Genomic DNA, 14,528 nt, shown 5'->3' with positions numbered 1-14,528 from the left:
TAGCTCAGTGAAGAAAATATTACTCCTTTCAGATACGCATAGCTATATCGATGAGCAAATTCTTAAATTTGTAAAACAGGCAGATGAGGTTTGGCACGCTGGCGATATTGGAAATTTACGAGTTACTGACAGCATCCAAAAACTAAAACCTTTAAAAGCCGTTTATGGCAATATTGATGATTCTTTGGCCCGTATGGAGTTTCCTTTAGACCAAAAGTTTACCCTAGAAGGGATGACTATTTGGATGACACATATCGGAGGCTATCCCAACAATTACAATCAAAGAATACGAGAAGAATTGAAAGAAAACCCTCCTAACATTTTTATTAGTGGCCATTCACACATTCTAAAAGTTCAATACGATCAAAAGCTAAATTGCTTACACTTAAATCCCGGAGCGGCAGGAAACCATGGGTTTCATAAAATAAGAACCATGCTACGATTTAATATTGTTGATGGAAAAATAAGTGATCTCGAAATTATTGAGCTAGCTACAAGAGGATAGCCTCTTCTTTTTCTATGATAGGAAGACAAATTCTAATTTTTGTTCCTTGATTTTTTATTGAATCAATTTGAAAAGTACCTTTCATCATCTGAATGCGAGCTTCAATTTGATTGATTCCTAATCCATCTTTTTTGACAACTCCATCTTTATCAAACCCACAACCATTATCCTCTATATGAATAAAGAGTTGTTTGTTTTTTTCTTCTACTTGCACCAAAGCATAAGTAGCCTTACTGTGCTTTAAAATATTATTGACAAATTCCTGGATGATATTATTAACTTTAATTTCAAAGTTTTGATGATACCTATTGATGTTTTTTGTACTCGTTTCTATTTCTATCTGTGAATTAGAATATTTCTGCCCCATTTCATTGATGGAATATTTCAAACCAAATTTCAGCAAAACCGACGAAACAAGCGTATGTGATAAATCTCTAATTTTCTGGGATGCTTCGGTAATAATCGTCTGAGACTTTTCAATTTCAAGAGGGGTAGACCCGTTAAATTTATTTTTACTTGCCTGCAAGTGCAAACTGGCAGAAGACAATAATGTACTCACACTATCATGTAAGGTTTCTGCGATTTCTTTTCGTTCAGACTCTTTACCATCCAAAGTTGCATTCAAAATCCGAATCTGTGTTTCTGATTTCAATCTCTCTATTTGACTTTGCTGAGCCAGCTCATTTTGCTCGAAATTTAACTTTAAATTCTTCTGTCTAAGCTTGTAGTTATAAATAATAACTCCAAAAACTACAAGAATTAAAAGCATCAAAGCACCCAGATAATAATTTGTCTTTCGTTCTTCAGCTTTTTTAAGGGCTACTTGGTTTTTCACAAGTTCTACTTGATAGTTAGCGTACACATCTTCTACAATACGACGCATTTCTTGATCACGTAGATTATCCTTAATCAAATAAGATTTTTCTTGAAAATCATAGGCCATATAGTCTTTAAGAAGAAAAAGTGTCCACGCTAAATTATAATACAAGCTCTCTTTGTATTTTACTGCAAGGCTAGTTGTATCATTTTCAATCAAATTTAGTGCTTTTGAATAAATTTCTTTAGCTTCTTCAAATTTATTCTGTTTCAAAGAAATACTGGCCAAGTTACTTAATGAAGCAGCTTCTGAAATCTTATTTTTATTTAGTTTTCTAATTTCAACAGCCTTTAAGGCGTAAATTTTTGCCCTTTCATAAAGTGAATCTCTCAAATAAATACCAGACAGATTACTATAGGTTAGTGCTTTTATTGACTCTATTCTATTATTAAGAGATTGTATATTCTCAATTTTATTATAATAGTAAATTGCGGAGTCATTATTCTTCAACACTTGGTATGAACTACCTAAACGCAGTAATAAATTAACATACTCAATATATAAATCATTTATACTATTTAATCCAGATTCAACATTAATTAAATTATTCTCATAAAGGTTATAGGACTTTAAATAAAACTTCAATGATTTATCATGATTGTTTGTTTCTTTAAAGATATTACCTATAACAGAAGCAATTAAAAATTTAACTCTTTTATTTTCGTTTGTGTTTTCAATTTCCTCAAACAATTTAAGAGCATTTTCTAATGATTTCGTATAATTTTTACTTTTATAAAGTTCATTTATCTCTTCATATTTTTTAACCAATGTACTATCCTTTTCCTGGAACAAAAATAAGAGAGAGACTGATTTAATTTCAATCTCTCCCTTGGGTATTCTTATATTGGAATATAACGTGTTTTGAATTAAACAAAACAAAAAACACAAAATAATATTAAAGATTTCCTTCATTCAGTACATTTTATTCCACATAATTTTAAAGCCCAATAACATCTTCACCTTCCTGGATTATAACTTTTGGTTTCTCTACTATTATTTCAGCAAGACCTTTTCCAAAATATTTATGATTGACAAAATCAATTTTTAAAACTCCAGTTTCTGGCATTTCTATGCTTTTAGAAAATTTATTTTCAGTGGCCATTCCAGGAGATAAATGAACTTGATAAATATCCAGCTCATCTAAATATACAAATTCTGTTTGCACGTTCTCTTTTACTTTGAAATCTAACTGTATCGTTCCATCCTCATTTGTTGCAACACTATATTCATTCAAGAATTCACCTGTAGTTCCCTTTGCAAAGGTAATATTTTCATCTTCAACTTGAATTTTTGTATTTCTTCCAGTTTCTGCATCTACAAAACCAATTTTTAACTGGTTGTCATTCAAAGAGACATCTTCTCTATAAGCACCTTTAGCATCATAGTTTACTTTTGACAAATGAAACTCATTTGTTAAAGAGTTTAAGTTTTTTTGCGATTGCACTCCCGTTTTTTCTTCAACGTCAAAATCTATAGAATAAGCACCATTAGAATCACGTTTTAATTCATAAGATTTTAATAATGGTTTTTGCATGGTTTCAAAATCTTCATCATTGGTAGAACAAGAACTTAAGCCCATAGCCATAATTAGTGCAAATACTGCAAGATATTTATTTTTCATCAGAATAAAGTTTAAAATTTGTTTTGTTATTGAAGGATTCAGTTTTTAAAAAAATGTGTGGGTTTGCATACTGTTTATATAAAATTGGGGGATTTTTCTTTTTGGGGGATTAATTAATAATAATTAAAAGAAAACACTATTTAGGGGGTAGTACTTTATATAATTTTGTTTTTTACTGCAAACAGGGCCAAACCCACGACATTTTTAATATTTAGTTTTTTTAATAAATTCTTTCTATAAGATCCAACAGTGTAAATGCTAATGTGCAATGCTTCTGCTATTTCCGTTGTACTGTACTCTTTGGCTATCATTTTCAAGACATCCATTTCTCTTTCTGTCAAAGTTCTAATTTTCTCAGCCGCCTCATCAGGTCTTTGCCCTTTTGGAACATCTTGACCTACAAAAAGATTAAACAAACCTTCTTTGACTTCATCATTAAAATATGACTGACCTTCATAGACTGACTTTATTGCTTTAATAATGTGCTCTCCTGCACTCGTCTTAGCTACAAAGCCATCAGCTCCAAAAGTTGTTAATTCTTTAACGAATCGGATGTCATCAAAACTTGACAACATAATGATTTTAGGTTTTTTTGCTGAGACACTTAAACTTTTCAATACTTCTATACCATCTTTTCCTGGCATATTAACATCTAAAATTAAAACATCTGCTTTGTTTTTAGCAAACCAATCCAAAACCTCAGTTCCAGTTTGGGAATAACCTATAACTTCTATAGCTTCATCAGTATTTACCATCGCGATAATCCCTTCAATCAAAACCATATGATCATCGGCGACATGAACTTTAATCTTTTCTTTCATCTTAATTACATTACAAATTTAAACAGTCTTTATTGTTTCTACAATACCTAGTACTAGCGAAATTTCAATTCACAAAACCTAGAGGATATATCACTAAATTAGTGAGTGAGTCAACTCACTAATTTAGTGAGTCTTAAAGTTAATTAACTATATATCAATAATTTAAAAACAACATAAATATACAAAAGCTAAACCAAACTTATCCTAAAAAAAAGACAAACCCTAATTTTAGGTAATATCAAGTTTCGTAAAACTATAAAAATAGATTTGTTATACGCAAAAAGGAGTTTTAAATAAACCCAAATAAAAAGCCAAGGAATTAAATTTCCTTGGCTTTTTTCGCACTAAATATACTAAGATGCTAGGCTTACCTTAATCTATCAACAGATTTTACAAGATCTTCATCCTTCTTAATTGCTCTGTTTGCCATAACTAATAGCAAGACTGCAATGGTAGGTATAAACATCCCAATACCCTTCTCCGAAATACTCATTTCTCCAGATATAGTTTGTGACACATATATAAGCACACCTAATAAATATAAGTTAATTAACATATTCAATCTACCTAACACAAATTGTAGTTGTCTATTTTTAAAAATAAAAATAGCGATAAAAGACAGTAAGGCCGATAGTAAATATGAAAATGGAATTGTTTTTAATAAAATACTCTCATTTGACAATAAATCAAATGCCATAACTTGAACTCCTGTTTTAAGAGTCCATAAATTAAACACATAAATCAAGCCCCCAGAAACAAGGGCTGCCAAAAATAAATATACACTTTGTATTCGTTGAATCATTTTCTATAATTACAAAACAAAAGTAAAACTTTCTTTTTTTAAAAAGAAACTTTGTGGTTAAAAATAATTCTATATATTTGCTTCAATATATCAACTACGCATAAGGAACCTTGATACCTAAGGCACCTATTTCAGATACAATCTAATAACCATTCTGACTATACATTTTCAAAAGAATTTAAAAATAAATTTAACATACTACACATGTTCGAAATCACAGAACTAAAAGCAAAAACTCTTGTTGAACTTCAAGAAGTTGCTAAAAATATTGGTCTTTCTAAAGTTAGCCAATTAAAAAAGTTAGACCTTGTCTATCAAATTTTAGACACTCAAGCTGCAAATCTCGCAAACGAGAACAAGCCTCCAGTACAGAAGCCTAAAAGAAAAAGAGTAGGCAAACCAATTGCTGAAAGAATAAAAAAAGAGAGTACCTCAGACACAGCACCTGCTGTAAAAGAAACTACTGCTCCTATTGAAAAAAAGGTGGTTATAGAGAAACCAAAAGAGAAAAATACTCAAGAAGTTTCAGAGAAAAAACCTGAACATAAAAAACCTGTTCATCAAGGTCAAAAACAAAAAACCAACAATAACAATAACCAACAGACCAATAATAAACAATCAAATCAACCTAAAGAGCGTGTGTCTAAGCACAACAAGAGCAATACTCGCTACAAAGATCCTGATTTTGAATTTGACGGAATTATTGAAAGTGAAGGTGTATTAGAAATGATGCCAGATGGTTATGGCTTTTTACGATCATCAGATTATAATTACTTATCATCTCCTGATGACATTTATGTATCTCAGTCACAAATTAAGTTGTTTGGTATAAAAACTGGAGATACTGTAAAAGGAAATGTACGCCCACCAAAAGAGGGAGAAAAGTATTTTCCTTTAATTAGAGTATCAAAAATTAATGGACTTAACCCTAATGTAGTAAGAGACCGTGTGTCCTTTGAGCATTTAACACCTTTATTTCCTCAAGAAAAATTCAACTTGGCAGAAAAAGGAAGTTCATTATCAACAAGAATTATAGATCTATTCTCTCCGATTGGTAAAGGGCAACGTGGTATGATTGTAGCGCAACCGAAAACGGGAAAAACCATGCTTTTAAAGGATGTTGCTAATGCGATTGCAGCCAACCATCCTGAAGTATACCAAATAGTATTACTAATTGACGAAAGACCAGAAGAGGTCACTGATATGCAACGTAGCGTTCGAGGAGAAGTTGTTGCTTCTACCTTTGATGAACCTGCTGAAAAACATGTTAGAGTCGCTAATATCGTTTTAGAAAAAGCAAAACGACTTGTAGAATGCGGACACGATGTAGTTATTCTATTAGATTCAATTACCAGATTGGCCAGAGCTTATAATACAGTAGCTCCAGCATCAGGAAAAATTCTTTCAGGAGGTATTGATGCTAATGCTTTACACAAACCTAAAAGATTCTTTGGTGCAGCAAGAAACATTGAAGGTGGAGGATCTTTAACTATTATTGCTACAGCATTGACAGAAACAGGCTCTAAAATGGATGAGGTAATCTTTGAAGAGTTTAAAGGTACTGGAAATATGGAATTGCAATTAGAACGAAATATTGCAAATAGAAGAATCTACCCTGCAATTGACTTGATCAAATCAAGCACACGTCGTGATGATTTATTACTAGATGAAAAAACAGTTCAAAGAATGTGGGTATTACGCAAATACTTAGCGGACATGAACCCAGTAGAAGCAATGGAATTTATCAATAGTCGAATTAAGCAATCTATCAATAACGATGAGTTCTTAATCTCAATGAATGGATAATCTAAACATCAATAAAAATAAAAAAAGCCTGATCTATTCAGGCTTTTTTTATGTCGTATAATTACTATTATTAGATTCAACTTTAAAAAGAACAGCATATAAAAAGCCCGAAGCAATATTGCTTCGGGCTTTTTATATGGTAATAAACACTAAATAGTTCTCTAATTAATTCCGTAAAAAGCAGCTCTATTGTCTTCAATATTTGCCGACTTTTTAATTGCTTCATACATAAAGTTAGTCTGAGTTTTTCTTTGAGCTTCTATTCTTTTTCTATAGGTATCATAATTAGGAAGTGCAACAGGCAACTCTTTTTTAGTAACCTCAAAAGCAAAAACTCCTTTTTCTCCTGCAACATTAGTAAACAAAGTGTTTTCTTTTGCCGCAGCAAAGGCACCTATAAGTTTAGGTTCAAAACCAACCCCTGTTAAAATTGGTGACTGCATACTTACAGAAGCTTCTGATTGAACTATCGTTGCATTATTTTTTGCAATTGCATCTAAAGTAGCTCCTTGCATTTTTTCGCCAATCATCTTAGCTTTCTTTTGATTTATTAAAATTGGCTTAACAATTGGTGCCGCCTTAACAGCAGACATTAACCCTTTTTCAGTTTGTCCACTTAACACAGCAACAACATAACCTCCATTTACATCAAAACGCTTATAGTCTCCTATTTCATTGTCACTATCAAATGCCCACTGAACAATATCTCTCTGTCTTCCAACACCTGGGATATTCTCGTCCAAAACTCTTAGACCAATAACAGGTTGAACATTTAATTGTTTTTCTTTAGCGGCTACATCAAAAGCTTGTCCATTAGATAATGCCAATGCAAATGTTTCTGCATTTTGAAAAACAGTATTCTCTGTTGTTGTTGAAGCCTCAATTTGTCTTGAAAAAGTTGCTAACTTAACAGCTTTCTGTTTATTTTTTGATTCATCAATTCTAATGATTTGATAACCAAATCTCGATTTTATAACCCCTACTGATCCAGCTTTATTAAAGAATAAATAGTCTGCAAAATCAGCGTCAAAATTTGGAGAAAAAGCAACATCTGTAGTAATCCAATCAATATCACCACCTTTTCCTTTGGTCATATCGATGTTGATTTCATCAGCGATACTAGCAAATCTAGTTTTGTTTCTTCTAACCAAAGAATAGATGCTATCAGCAGTCTTCTTTGCTTGTTCTTCAGTTTTTTTCGTGTCTTGATCAGCATATAATGAACCGATAAATGGTATCAATATATGAGATGCTCTAACTGAATCTGGCATTTGTCTAATCTCAGTTATTTTTGAAATTTTAAAAGAACCATTGTCTTTATAAGGCCCAAAAACATCTCCTTCTTTTCCGTTAAAAACATTTTCTGCGATAGCCGCAGAAACAGTATTCTTAAAGCTATACGTATTTGTCAATGGTAAATCTGAATCATTTTCTGCAAAAAACTCTTGCAAGTCCTCAGTATTTTTAAAACCTTTCAAATCACCTTTATCTTCAAGCAAACTACTTAATTCCTCTTTAATTTCCGTTTCATCATTGGCTGTAGGAAGTATATTAAACTTTACAAGTTTTAAATTTCGAGTTTCCTCTACTTTAAACTGATCTTCATTTTTCTTGATATAGTCTTCAATTTCTGACTTGGTCACATTGATTAAGCTATCTGAAACAGAAGTGTATGGTACAAAAACGTAATCAGCTGAAATCTTAGTATTGTTATTGAAATACTGAAACTCTCCTTCTTTTAAAGAAGCTCCAAGACCAGCAGTGATAAGACTATTATAAGTTGTATACTCTAAATTATCTTTAATTTGAGCCATATAGTTTGTCCAGGCAGTCCATGTATCTATTTGATTAGGATCTTCTTTTACAGTAGCTAAAAACTCTTTAAGTCTTTCTTGGTCGAACATTCCAGCTGCATTTTGAAACTGAGGATCTTCTTGAATAGAAGATGTTTCAATCAAAGCGTTCCAAACATCAGCCTCACCAACAGTAATTCCAGATTTAGCAAGTTGTGTTTGATACACTTTTTGTCTTATCAAAGTATTCCAAACATCATTTGAAGCTTGCATCTCTGTTATTTGACTTCCATATTGTGCTCTATATGCTTCTAGAGCTTCACTAAACTCTTTTCTTGAAATGGTTTCTCCACCAACTTCACCAACAGTGTTGATGTTGCTAGAGTTAAAGAAATCCTGAATACTTGAAGGATCTAATACAAAAGCGAACAATGCCAATCCAATAACAAGGATTAAAGCCATAGAACGCTCTCTAATTTTAGATAAAATTGCCATAGGTCATTTATTTAATTTACAGGGAGCGAAAATACAATATCGGTTTTAATAATGCAACCGTAACTCACAATTATTTAACCGATTGAAGAAATAATTTTGTAGTAAAATTTTAAGCTTCAGAATCAATTAGCTTTAGTTGAATTTCTTCAATTTTAGAAGAGCTTACTTTTAGAATTTTAATAAGGAAATTTTCAATCTCAATTTGCTCTCCCATATCTGGTATATTCTCAGTAAAATTGATAATAAAACCACCTATGGTCTCATATGCATCTTCTTTTGGGATGTTTAAATTGTATGCCTCATTTAAATAATCCACTTCTAATCTAGCAGAAAAATGGAACTCTGTATCAGAAATTTGCTTGTCAACTAATTGCTGTGAATCATGTTCGTCTTCTATCTCCCCAAAGAGCTCTTCAACAACATCTTCTACAGTAATCATCCCAGAGGTGCCTCCATATTCATCCAGCACAATGGCAACACTCTTTCTTTTTTTTATAAGATTACTTAAAACATCGCTAATCATCATGGACTCTGGTACAAACTCTATGGGCAAAATGATTGATTTTATCGACTTCGGTTTTTTAAACAATTCAAAAGCATTTACATACCCCAAGATATTATCCATAGAGGTTTTGTAAATTAAAATTTTTGAAAGACCTGTATCGATAAAAGCTTGTTTCAATTTAGAAACTGGCTCGTGGATTTCAAGCGCTATCATTTCTGTTCGGGGAACCATCACCTCTCTTGATTTTACCTTATGAAACTCAAGAGCATTTTGAAAAATCTGAATTTCGGAATCAACCTCTTCATCAGTCATGGCAGTTTCCATCTGTTCATTAATATAATTCCCTAACTCTTCACGACTAAACTCCGTTTGCAACTCGTCTGTGTTCATTTTAAAAACCACACGCAATACAAAATCAGAAATAAAGGAAATGAAAGAAGAAAAATAATGAAATAAAATATAAAAAAAGTAAGTTGGTATAGCAAAGAATTTCAAAGCCTCATTTGAATAAATTCTAAAAATGGCTTTGGGTAAAAATTCTGCAGTTATTAAAATTACAACCGTAGAAATTAAGGTTTGAGTAAGTAGAATTGAAAAATCATTCCATGAATTTATTGGCAAAAAACCAATGATAAATTCACCCATATAGTAACTATAGACGACCAAGGCAATATTATTACCAACCAACATGGTAGTGATAAACTTAGACGATTTATTGGTGATTTTCCTTAAGATAGCCGCTATAAATCCTTCTTTTTTCTTCTCAAGTTCTATATGCAATTTGTTCGCAGAAACAAAAGCAATCTCCATCCCTGAAAAAAAGGCTGACAGTAAAATTGAAATAACAATGATTGCTATTTGAGTTTCCATCGGATTGTCTTAGTGCTTATTTCTGTTTTCAATTTTTTTTCTAAAATGTCTTTTAAAGAAAAAGATTAAGGTCGTAAAAACAGCAAAACCTAACATCATATATGCTTTTTCACGATCAGTATTCCAAGTAAGAATAGACTCTACTGTAAATAAAATTGCGACTATTAAATAGCCATATTGAAAAAATTTCCAAAGTTTGTTCATGTTTTATTCTTCTATAGTTTCGACTTCTCCAGTCATTTTTTTAGCTAAAAATTCAGTCAAATCTTGTTTGGATTCAAAACCTACTCCTAAAATAGTATTGGTTTCTGAGGTTAATATAAACTTTTTTTCTGAAAAGAAATAATTAGTTGTTTCATCCCAAAACAATTGATCTGTTTCTAATTGAGTCCCATCTGTATGATTTACAATAACCACATGCCCTTTTATTTCAGAAATTTGTGTTTTTAAATAACTCAAAGCATAATCACCTGTGATGGTAACAGAATCCTTCCCTTTGTTTTTATAAGTTATTATTTTAATTCCTTCAGGAAACTCATTATATGGATGCTCTCTATTGCTAAAGTCTTTCATAAGTGACGACTCTAGCTTTGAAGAAACCTGCTCAGTATCCTTATACATATGACGAAAGTTTTTAACAACACCTATAGGAAGGTTTTTACTAGCAAACAACTCCTTCACCTCATTAGCATTATTTGCACAAGAAAAAAACATTGCTACCAAATAAATGGCAGCAATGCTTTTTGTGTCATATAATCTACTGAATTTCATCCTTATTTCTTAGGAATCTTCACTGTTTCATTAATCCAACATTTAACAGTATAAGAATCTCCTGATTTTAATCCCATATTAAAAATCAATTTTTTATCTGGTTCATGAGATCTATAATTTCTAATATATTTAGAAGCTTTTGAAGAGATACTTGGATCTACAGCTGCTGCTCTTTTAGCTTTATCTAAAGCTGCAGTATACACCATTCTCTTTTCAAACTCATTAGAACCACATTCATTAATACTTGTCCCATACAAACCAGCGATTAACAAATATGCATTCCCCATGTTTGGGTTAAACTTTAAAGCTTGTCTTGCATAATCTCTAGATCTAGACTTTTGTCCTTTTTTAGAGAATAACTGTGCAATCTTATACAAACTCTTTGCTTTTTTAAATGGATCTGTTTCTTGATCTACTGCTTTTTTGTAATAGTCCATAGCTTCAGATTCTTTACCTTTAAGGTACAAGATTCCTGCAAAGAAAACAGACGCTTCTGGTGATGGATCAGCAGCAACATAAGCCTCTACTAATTTTTCATACAAAGGATCATCAGTACACTCTTTTGCATACATTCTAGATACTGCTCTTTTTAACCATTTTGCATTGTCCTTATTCGCTTCAAAATCTCTAGTGTACAATGGAATCAATCGGTCACAAGTAGATAATTCTACAATAATCGCATCCAAGCTTCCTTCAATAGTCCCTAAGGCTTTAGAGTTTATTGTATAAGCTCTTACATTTCTTTCTTCTCTTTTATCTAAAGCTTGTCCTGCATCAACTTTAGCATTTAATGCTGCTAATTTTTTTGAATAATCATCTAGTTTTTCTTGAACAGATTCTAAAACATCATCATAAGTATCAAATACCTTTTGAGGGTTTGTATCTTTATTTCTATTAGTTACACCTTGAAAAAACTTATAAATGTTTTTAGGACTCACTCTACTAGGGTCAATAGCATATGCTTTTTCTAATAAAGCAAAAATTTCATCACTTGAAGCTAATTTATTTTCTGCTAAAAAACTTGCATAATCATTATGCACTTTTGCAGGGTCTTCTTTTGGAAAATTAATAAGTCTTTGCTTGTAAATTTGAGTAACTAAAGCAGCTGCTTCTTGCTTATTTGAAGCTGCATCAAATCTAGCCATAGCCAATCTTTCTCCATAGATATATACATTCTTAGATAAAGTAGGACAGCTTTTCATCAATTCTAAAAGCTGTGGATACGCTTTATCATACTCTTTAGTTTGTACATGTCCTTTAAAAAGGTTGTAAAGTACACCACAGTCCTGTGCGCTTTGCGCATTTACATTAGCGTTTGTTAGCAGAGTTAATGCTAAGATTATAAACGTAATTTTTTTCATCATCTATCAGTTTTTATTAATCAATTTTACTTTTTTGGAACCATTTATCGTTTAAAGATAAACTCAATCTAAAATTAAAATAGTTCTCTTTTAATAAACCATTTACAGTAGTTCCTTTTTGTCCGTACTCAAATCCTACATTAACATTTGAAAGACCTTTTAGAGGTAAACCTAGACCAAAAGATATGCCAAAGTCCTTTATTGCTGTAAAATCTGTTGTAGTGGTCCCTCCGTTTACGAGTAAACCCGTATCTTCTACACGCAATCCAGCGCGGTAAGTAACTCTATCCCAGTAGTTTGTAATAGAATTTTCTTTTGGAGTGTAAAAACCACCGATAGAAAATCTATTTGAGTTTCCATACTTATAATTAGAACTAGACCCTAATAAAGCACCTTGTACATCAAAAGCTGCTTGTGTTTCATAGTCTACACCAACATACCATTTATTGTTTTTTCCCAAACCAAAACCAATTCCGGTTTTCACTGGTGATTTGATTGTTCCATTAATAACTGTAGAAGAAATAGTATCTCTTGGTGATTCTGAACCATCAGGTTCTAAATACAAAGAATACAAATGACCTTCTCCTTTAGTGCTTAAATTTTGATCCAATTTAACAGTAGCTCCAAAATTTAATATCAAATTATTGTCTAAAGCTTTTCTATACATCAATCCAAGCTTTACACCAGCTCCTGTAATGTTAGTCACTTCTCGATTATTGGTCGCTAAGAAAACATCAGCACGTTGATTTAAAACACTGTTTTCAATTTTACCAAAAGTATAACCAGCCTCAAGACCTAAGCTCAATCCTTTAAGAACATACATTCCAAAAGAACCATAAATTCTACTAGTTCCTCCAAGTCCATAAAAACGTGTAGCTGAAGTTGCTTCACCTGTTCCATCTAACTCAAAATTAATCAATGAATACCCCATATTAGTATTTGGCTGAATTCCAAAATTAAAACCAGCATTATTTCCTACAGGGAACCCAAGGTTAAAATATGATAAACTAAATGATTGTGAATTTTGAGAACTTGTAGCGTCTGAAATGCTCAATTGATTAAAAGCAGCTCCAAAACTAAAAGTTGAATAAAGTAAATCTGCATTTGCTGCAGGGTTCATTAAGTTTAATTGATATGTATTTCCAAAAGCCAAACCAACTCCCCCCATACTTGCTTGTTCTACAGTTTGAGAGCGATATTCTTGGCCTATACCAAAAAATGAATATGGAGAAGATGTGGTTCTTTGCCCCACAGCTTTAATTGAAATAAAAAGTAAAAATATATAGAGTATTTTCTTAGACATTCCTTATTTGTTATGTATCAAAATTGCATTTAGTCCTTCCAAAACAAAATTTGGATTGGCAAATATGCTACTTTTTAATTGTTTAGCCAAGAAATTTGTGTCTCCTCCTGTTAAAACTATTGTTAAATCTTTATTTTTATTTTCATATGAAGAAATAAAGCCCTTTACTTCTTCTAAAACTGCGTTTATGACTCCTGAATGCATACTGCTTACAGTAGAATCACCTGTTATTTTTGGAGAAGAGATTTTGGTAAGCAAGGGCAATTTTGCTGTAAAAGAATGCAAGGCTTTGTATCGCATCTCTATACCTGGTGAAATAATACCCCCTAAATAACTCCCTGAATCATTTATAAAATCATAAGTAATACAAGTTCCGGCATCGATTACAAGCACATTTTTACCTGAATATTTTACCGCAGCATTAGCCATAGACGCAATTCTGTCTACACCAAGTGTATTTGGTGTGGCATATTTATTAACAAAAGGAACTTTTGTTTCTGAATTTAAAAGCACAAAAGGACACTTTTCATGTAAGAGAGCTAGTGTTTTTTGAGAAATTTCAGATACAGATGAAAGAATACCGGCAGTAATTGCATATTTTTTTACTATTTCTTCAACTTTCTCCAGCAGTTGCTCTTGTTCAAAAATCAGGTGCTCAGTAAGCCTATCATTCTCAAAAACAGCTGCTTTAATTCTAGTATTTCCAACATCAATAATTAAATTCATAAGGTTCATCTATAGTCTCAACAAAAATACAATAGATTTTTTACAAATTTATTTGGTAGATATAAAAAAGGAGTACTATATTTGCATCCGCTAAGGCAATGGTACCTTAGCTCAGTTGGTAGAGCAAAGGACTGAAAATCCTTGTGTCCCTGGTTCGATTCCTGGAGGTACCACTTAAAACCACTCTTTTTTAGAGTGGTTTTTTTATTTTAAAAACTCTTTAGCGCTCTAAATCATATTATTTTGTAGTTTTATCACCACTTTTAACTACA

The 14,528-nt window shown here is 31.8% G+C and carries 13 protein-coding genes and 1 tRNA gene; 3 read left to right on the top strand and 11 right to left on the bottom strand.

From position 1 onward, the window contains the following. Window positions 1-7: 7 nt before the first annotated feature. A complete protein-coding gene (locus tag WHC90_RS10985) occupies window positions 8-505 on the top strand; it encodes a metallophosphoesterase family protein (RefSeq protein WP_188598507.1) in 498 nt (165 codons plus the stop codon). Here the strand turns inward: WHC90_RS10985 and WHC90_RS10980 are convergent. The 4 genes from WHC90_RS10980 to WHC90_RS10965 all read right to left on the bottom strand — a co-directional run bounded on the left by WHC90_RS10980 (window position 492) and on the right by WHC90_RS10965 (window position 4,626). After that, window positions 492-2,294 (bottom strand): tetratricopeptide repeat-containing sensor histidine kinase, encoded by a 1,803-nt coding sequence (locus WHC90_RS10980; protein WP_188598506.1) that lies wholly within the window; start codon window positions 2,292-2,294, stop codon window positions 492-494. The genes WHC90_RS10985 and WHC90_RS10980 overlap by 14 nt on opposite strands. 25 nt (window positions 2,295-2,319) lie before the next feature. Next, complete coding sequence (locus tag WHC90_RS10975) at window positions 2,320-3,003, bottom strand: hypothetical protein (RefSeq protein WP_188598505.1); 684 nt, start codon at window positions 3,001-3,003, stop codon at window positions 2,320-2,322. A gap of 155 nt (window positions 3,004-3,158) precedes the next feature. Continuing rightward, on the bottom strand, window positions 3,159-3,824 hold the full coding sequence (locus WHC90_RS10970; RefSeq protein ID WP_188598504.1) for a response regulator transcription factor: 666 nt from the start codon (window positions 3,822-3,824) through the stop codon (window positions 3,159-3,161). A gap of 367 nt (window positions 3,825-4,191) precedes the next feature. Further along, window positions 4,192-4,626 (bottom strand): DUF4293 domain-containing protein, encoded by a 435-nt coding sequence (locus WHC90_RS10965; protein WP_188598503.1) that lies wholly within the window; start codon window positions 4,624-4,626, stop codon window positions 4,192-4,194. A 204-nt stretch (window positions 4,627-4,830) separates the two neighbouring features. Between WHC90_RS10965 and rho the strand changes: the two genes are divergently transcribed. Next, window positions 4,831-6,432 carry a transcription termination factor Rho gene (gene rho, locus WHC90_RS10960; RefSeq protein ID WP_188598502.1) on the top strand — a complete coding sequence of 534 codons (1,602 nt, stop codon included), beginning with the start codon at window positions 4,831-4,833 and terminating at the stop codon, window positions 6,430-6,432. A gap of 161 nt (window positions 6,433-6,593) precedes the next feature. Here rho and WHC90_RS10955 read toward each other — a convergent pair whose 3' ends face one another. The 7 genes from WHC90_RS10955 to WHC90_RS10925 form a co-directional block, all read right to left on the bottom strand. Then, a complete protein-coding gene (locus WHC90_RS10955; RefSeq protein ID WP_188598501.1) occupies window positions 6,594-8,720 on the bottom strand; it encodes a peptidylprolyl isomerase in 2,127 nt (708 codons plus the stop codon). A 109-nt stretch (window positions 8,721-8,829) separates the two neighbouring features. Further along, complete coding sequence (locus WHC90_RS10950; RefSeq protein ID WP_188598500.1) at window positions 8,830-10,095, bottom strand: hemolysin family protein; 1,266 nt, start codon at window positions 10,093-10,095, stop codon at window positions 8,830-8,832. 9 nt (window positions 10,096-10,104) lie between these two features. Next, entirely contained in the window at window positions 10,105-10,299 is a 195-nt protein-coding gene (locus WHC90_RS10945; RefSeq protein ID WP_188598499.1) for a hypothetical protein, read from the bottom strand. Window positions 10,300-10,302: 3 nt separating this feature from the next. Continuing rightward, window positions 10,303-10,866, bottom strand: a complete 564-nt coding sequence (lptC, locus tag WHC90_RS10940; protein WP_229664912.1) for an LPS export ABC transporter periplasmic protein LptC — start codon at window positions 10,864-10,866, stop codon at window positions 10,303-10,305. 2 nt (window positions 10,867-10,868) lie between these two features. Then, window positions 10,869-12,230 carry a hypothetical protein gene (locus WHC90_RS10935; RefSeq protein WP_340819393.1) on the bottom strand — a complete coding sequence of 454 codons (1,362 nt, stop codon included), beginning with the start codon at window positions 12,228-12,230 and terminating at the stop codon, window positions 10,869-10,871. Between the two features lie 13 nt (window positions 12,231-12,243). Then, window positions 12,244-13,530, bottom strand: coding sequence for a hypothetical protein (locus WHC90_RS10930; protein ID WP_188598498.1), 1,287 nt, complete (start codon window positions 13,528-13,530; stop codon window positions 12,244-12,246). 3 nt (window positions 13,531-13,533) lie between these two features. Continuing rightward, window positions 13,534-14,256 (bottom strand): type III pantothenate kinase, encoded by a 723-nt coding sequence (locus WHC90_RS10925; RefSeq protein ID WP_188598497.1) that lies wholly within the window; start codon window positions 14,254-14,256, stop codon window positions 13,534-13,536. Between the two features lie 100 nt (window positions 14,257-14,356). Here WHC90_RS10925 and WHC90_RS10920 point away from each other — a divergent pair. Then, window positions 14,357-14,429: transfer RNA gene (locus tag WHC90_RS10920), tRNA-Phe, on the top strand. Window positions 14,430-14,528: the final 99 nt, after the last annotated feature.

The sequence above is a fragment of the Polaribacter pacificus genome (assembly GCF_038024035.1).
GTDB lineage: Bacteria > Bacteroidota > Bacteroidia > Flavobacteriales > Flavobacteriaceae > Polaribacter > Polaribacter pacificus.
Note: the sequence above shows the minus strand (reverse complement) of the source record. Positions and strands in the feature narration are given on the sequence as shown.

Coding starts and splice junctions, on each gene's coding strand:
- lptC (WP_229664912.1), bottom strand. CDS start 10,866: ATGAAATTCAGTAGATTATATGACACAAAAAGCATTGCTGCCATTTAT.
- WHC90_RS10980 (WP_188598506.1), bottom strand. CDS start 2,294: ATGAAGGAAATCTTTAATATTATTTTGTGTTTTTTGTTTTGTTTAATT.
- WHC90_RS10945 (WP_188598499.1), bottom strand. CDS start 10,299: ATGAACAAACTTTGGAAATTTTTTCAATATGGCTATTTAATAGTCGCA.
- WHC90_RS10970 (WP_188598504.1), bottom strand. CDS start 3,824: ATGAAAGAAAAGATTAAAGTTCATGTCGCCGATGATCATATGGTTTTG.
- WHC90_RS10965 (WP_188598503.1), bottom strand. CDS start 4,626: ATGATTCAACGAATACAAAGTGTATATTTATTTTTGGCAGCCCTTGTT.
- WHC90_RS10930 (WP_188598498.1), bottom strand. CDS start 13,530: ATGTCTAAGAAAATACTCTATATATTTTTACTTTTTATTTCAATTAAA.
- rho (WP_188598502.1), top strand. CDS start 4,831: ATGTTCGAAATCACAGAACTAAAAGCAAAAACTCTTGTTGAACTTCAA.
- WHC90_RS10935 (WP_340819393.1), bottom strand. CDS start 12,230: ATGATGAAAAAAATTACGTTTATAATCTTAGCATTAACTCTGCTAACA.
- WHC90_RS10975 (WP_188598505.1), bottom strand. CDS start 3,003: ATGAAAAATAAATATCTTGCAGTATTTGCACTAATTATGGCTATGGGC.
- WHC90_RS10925 (WP_188598497.1), bottom strand. CDS start 14,256: ATGAATTTAATTATTGATGTTGGAAATACTAGAATTAAAGCAGCTGTT.
- WHC90_RS10955 (WP_188598501.1), bottom strand. CDS start 8,720: ATGGCAATTTTATCTAAAATTAGAGAGCGTTCTATGGCTTTAATCCTT.
- WHC90_RS10950 (WP_188598500.1), bottom strand. CDS start 10,095: ATGGAAACTCAAATAGCAATCATTGTTATTTCAATTTTACTGTCAGCC.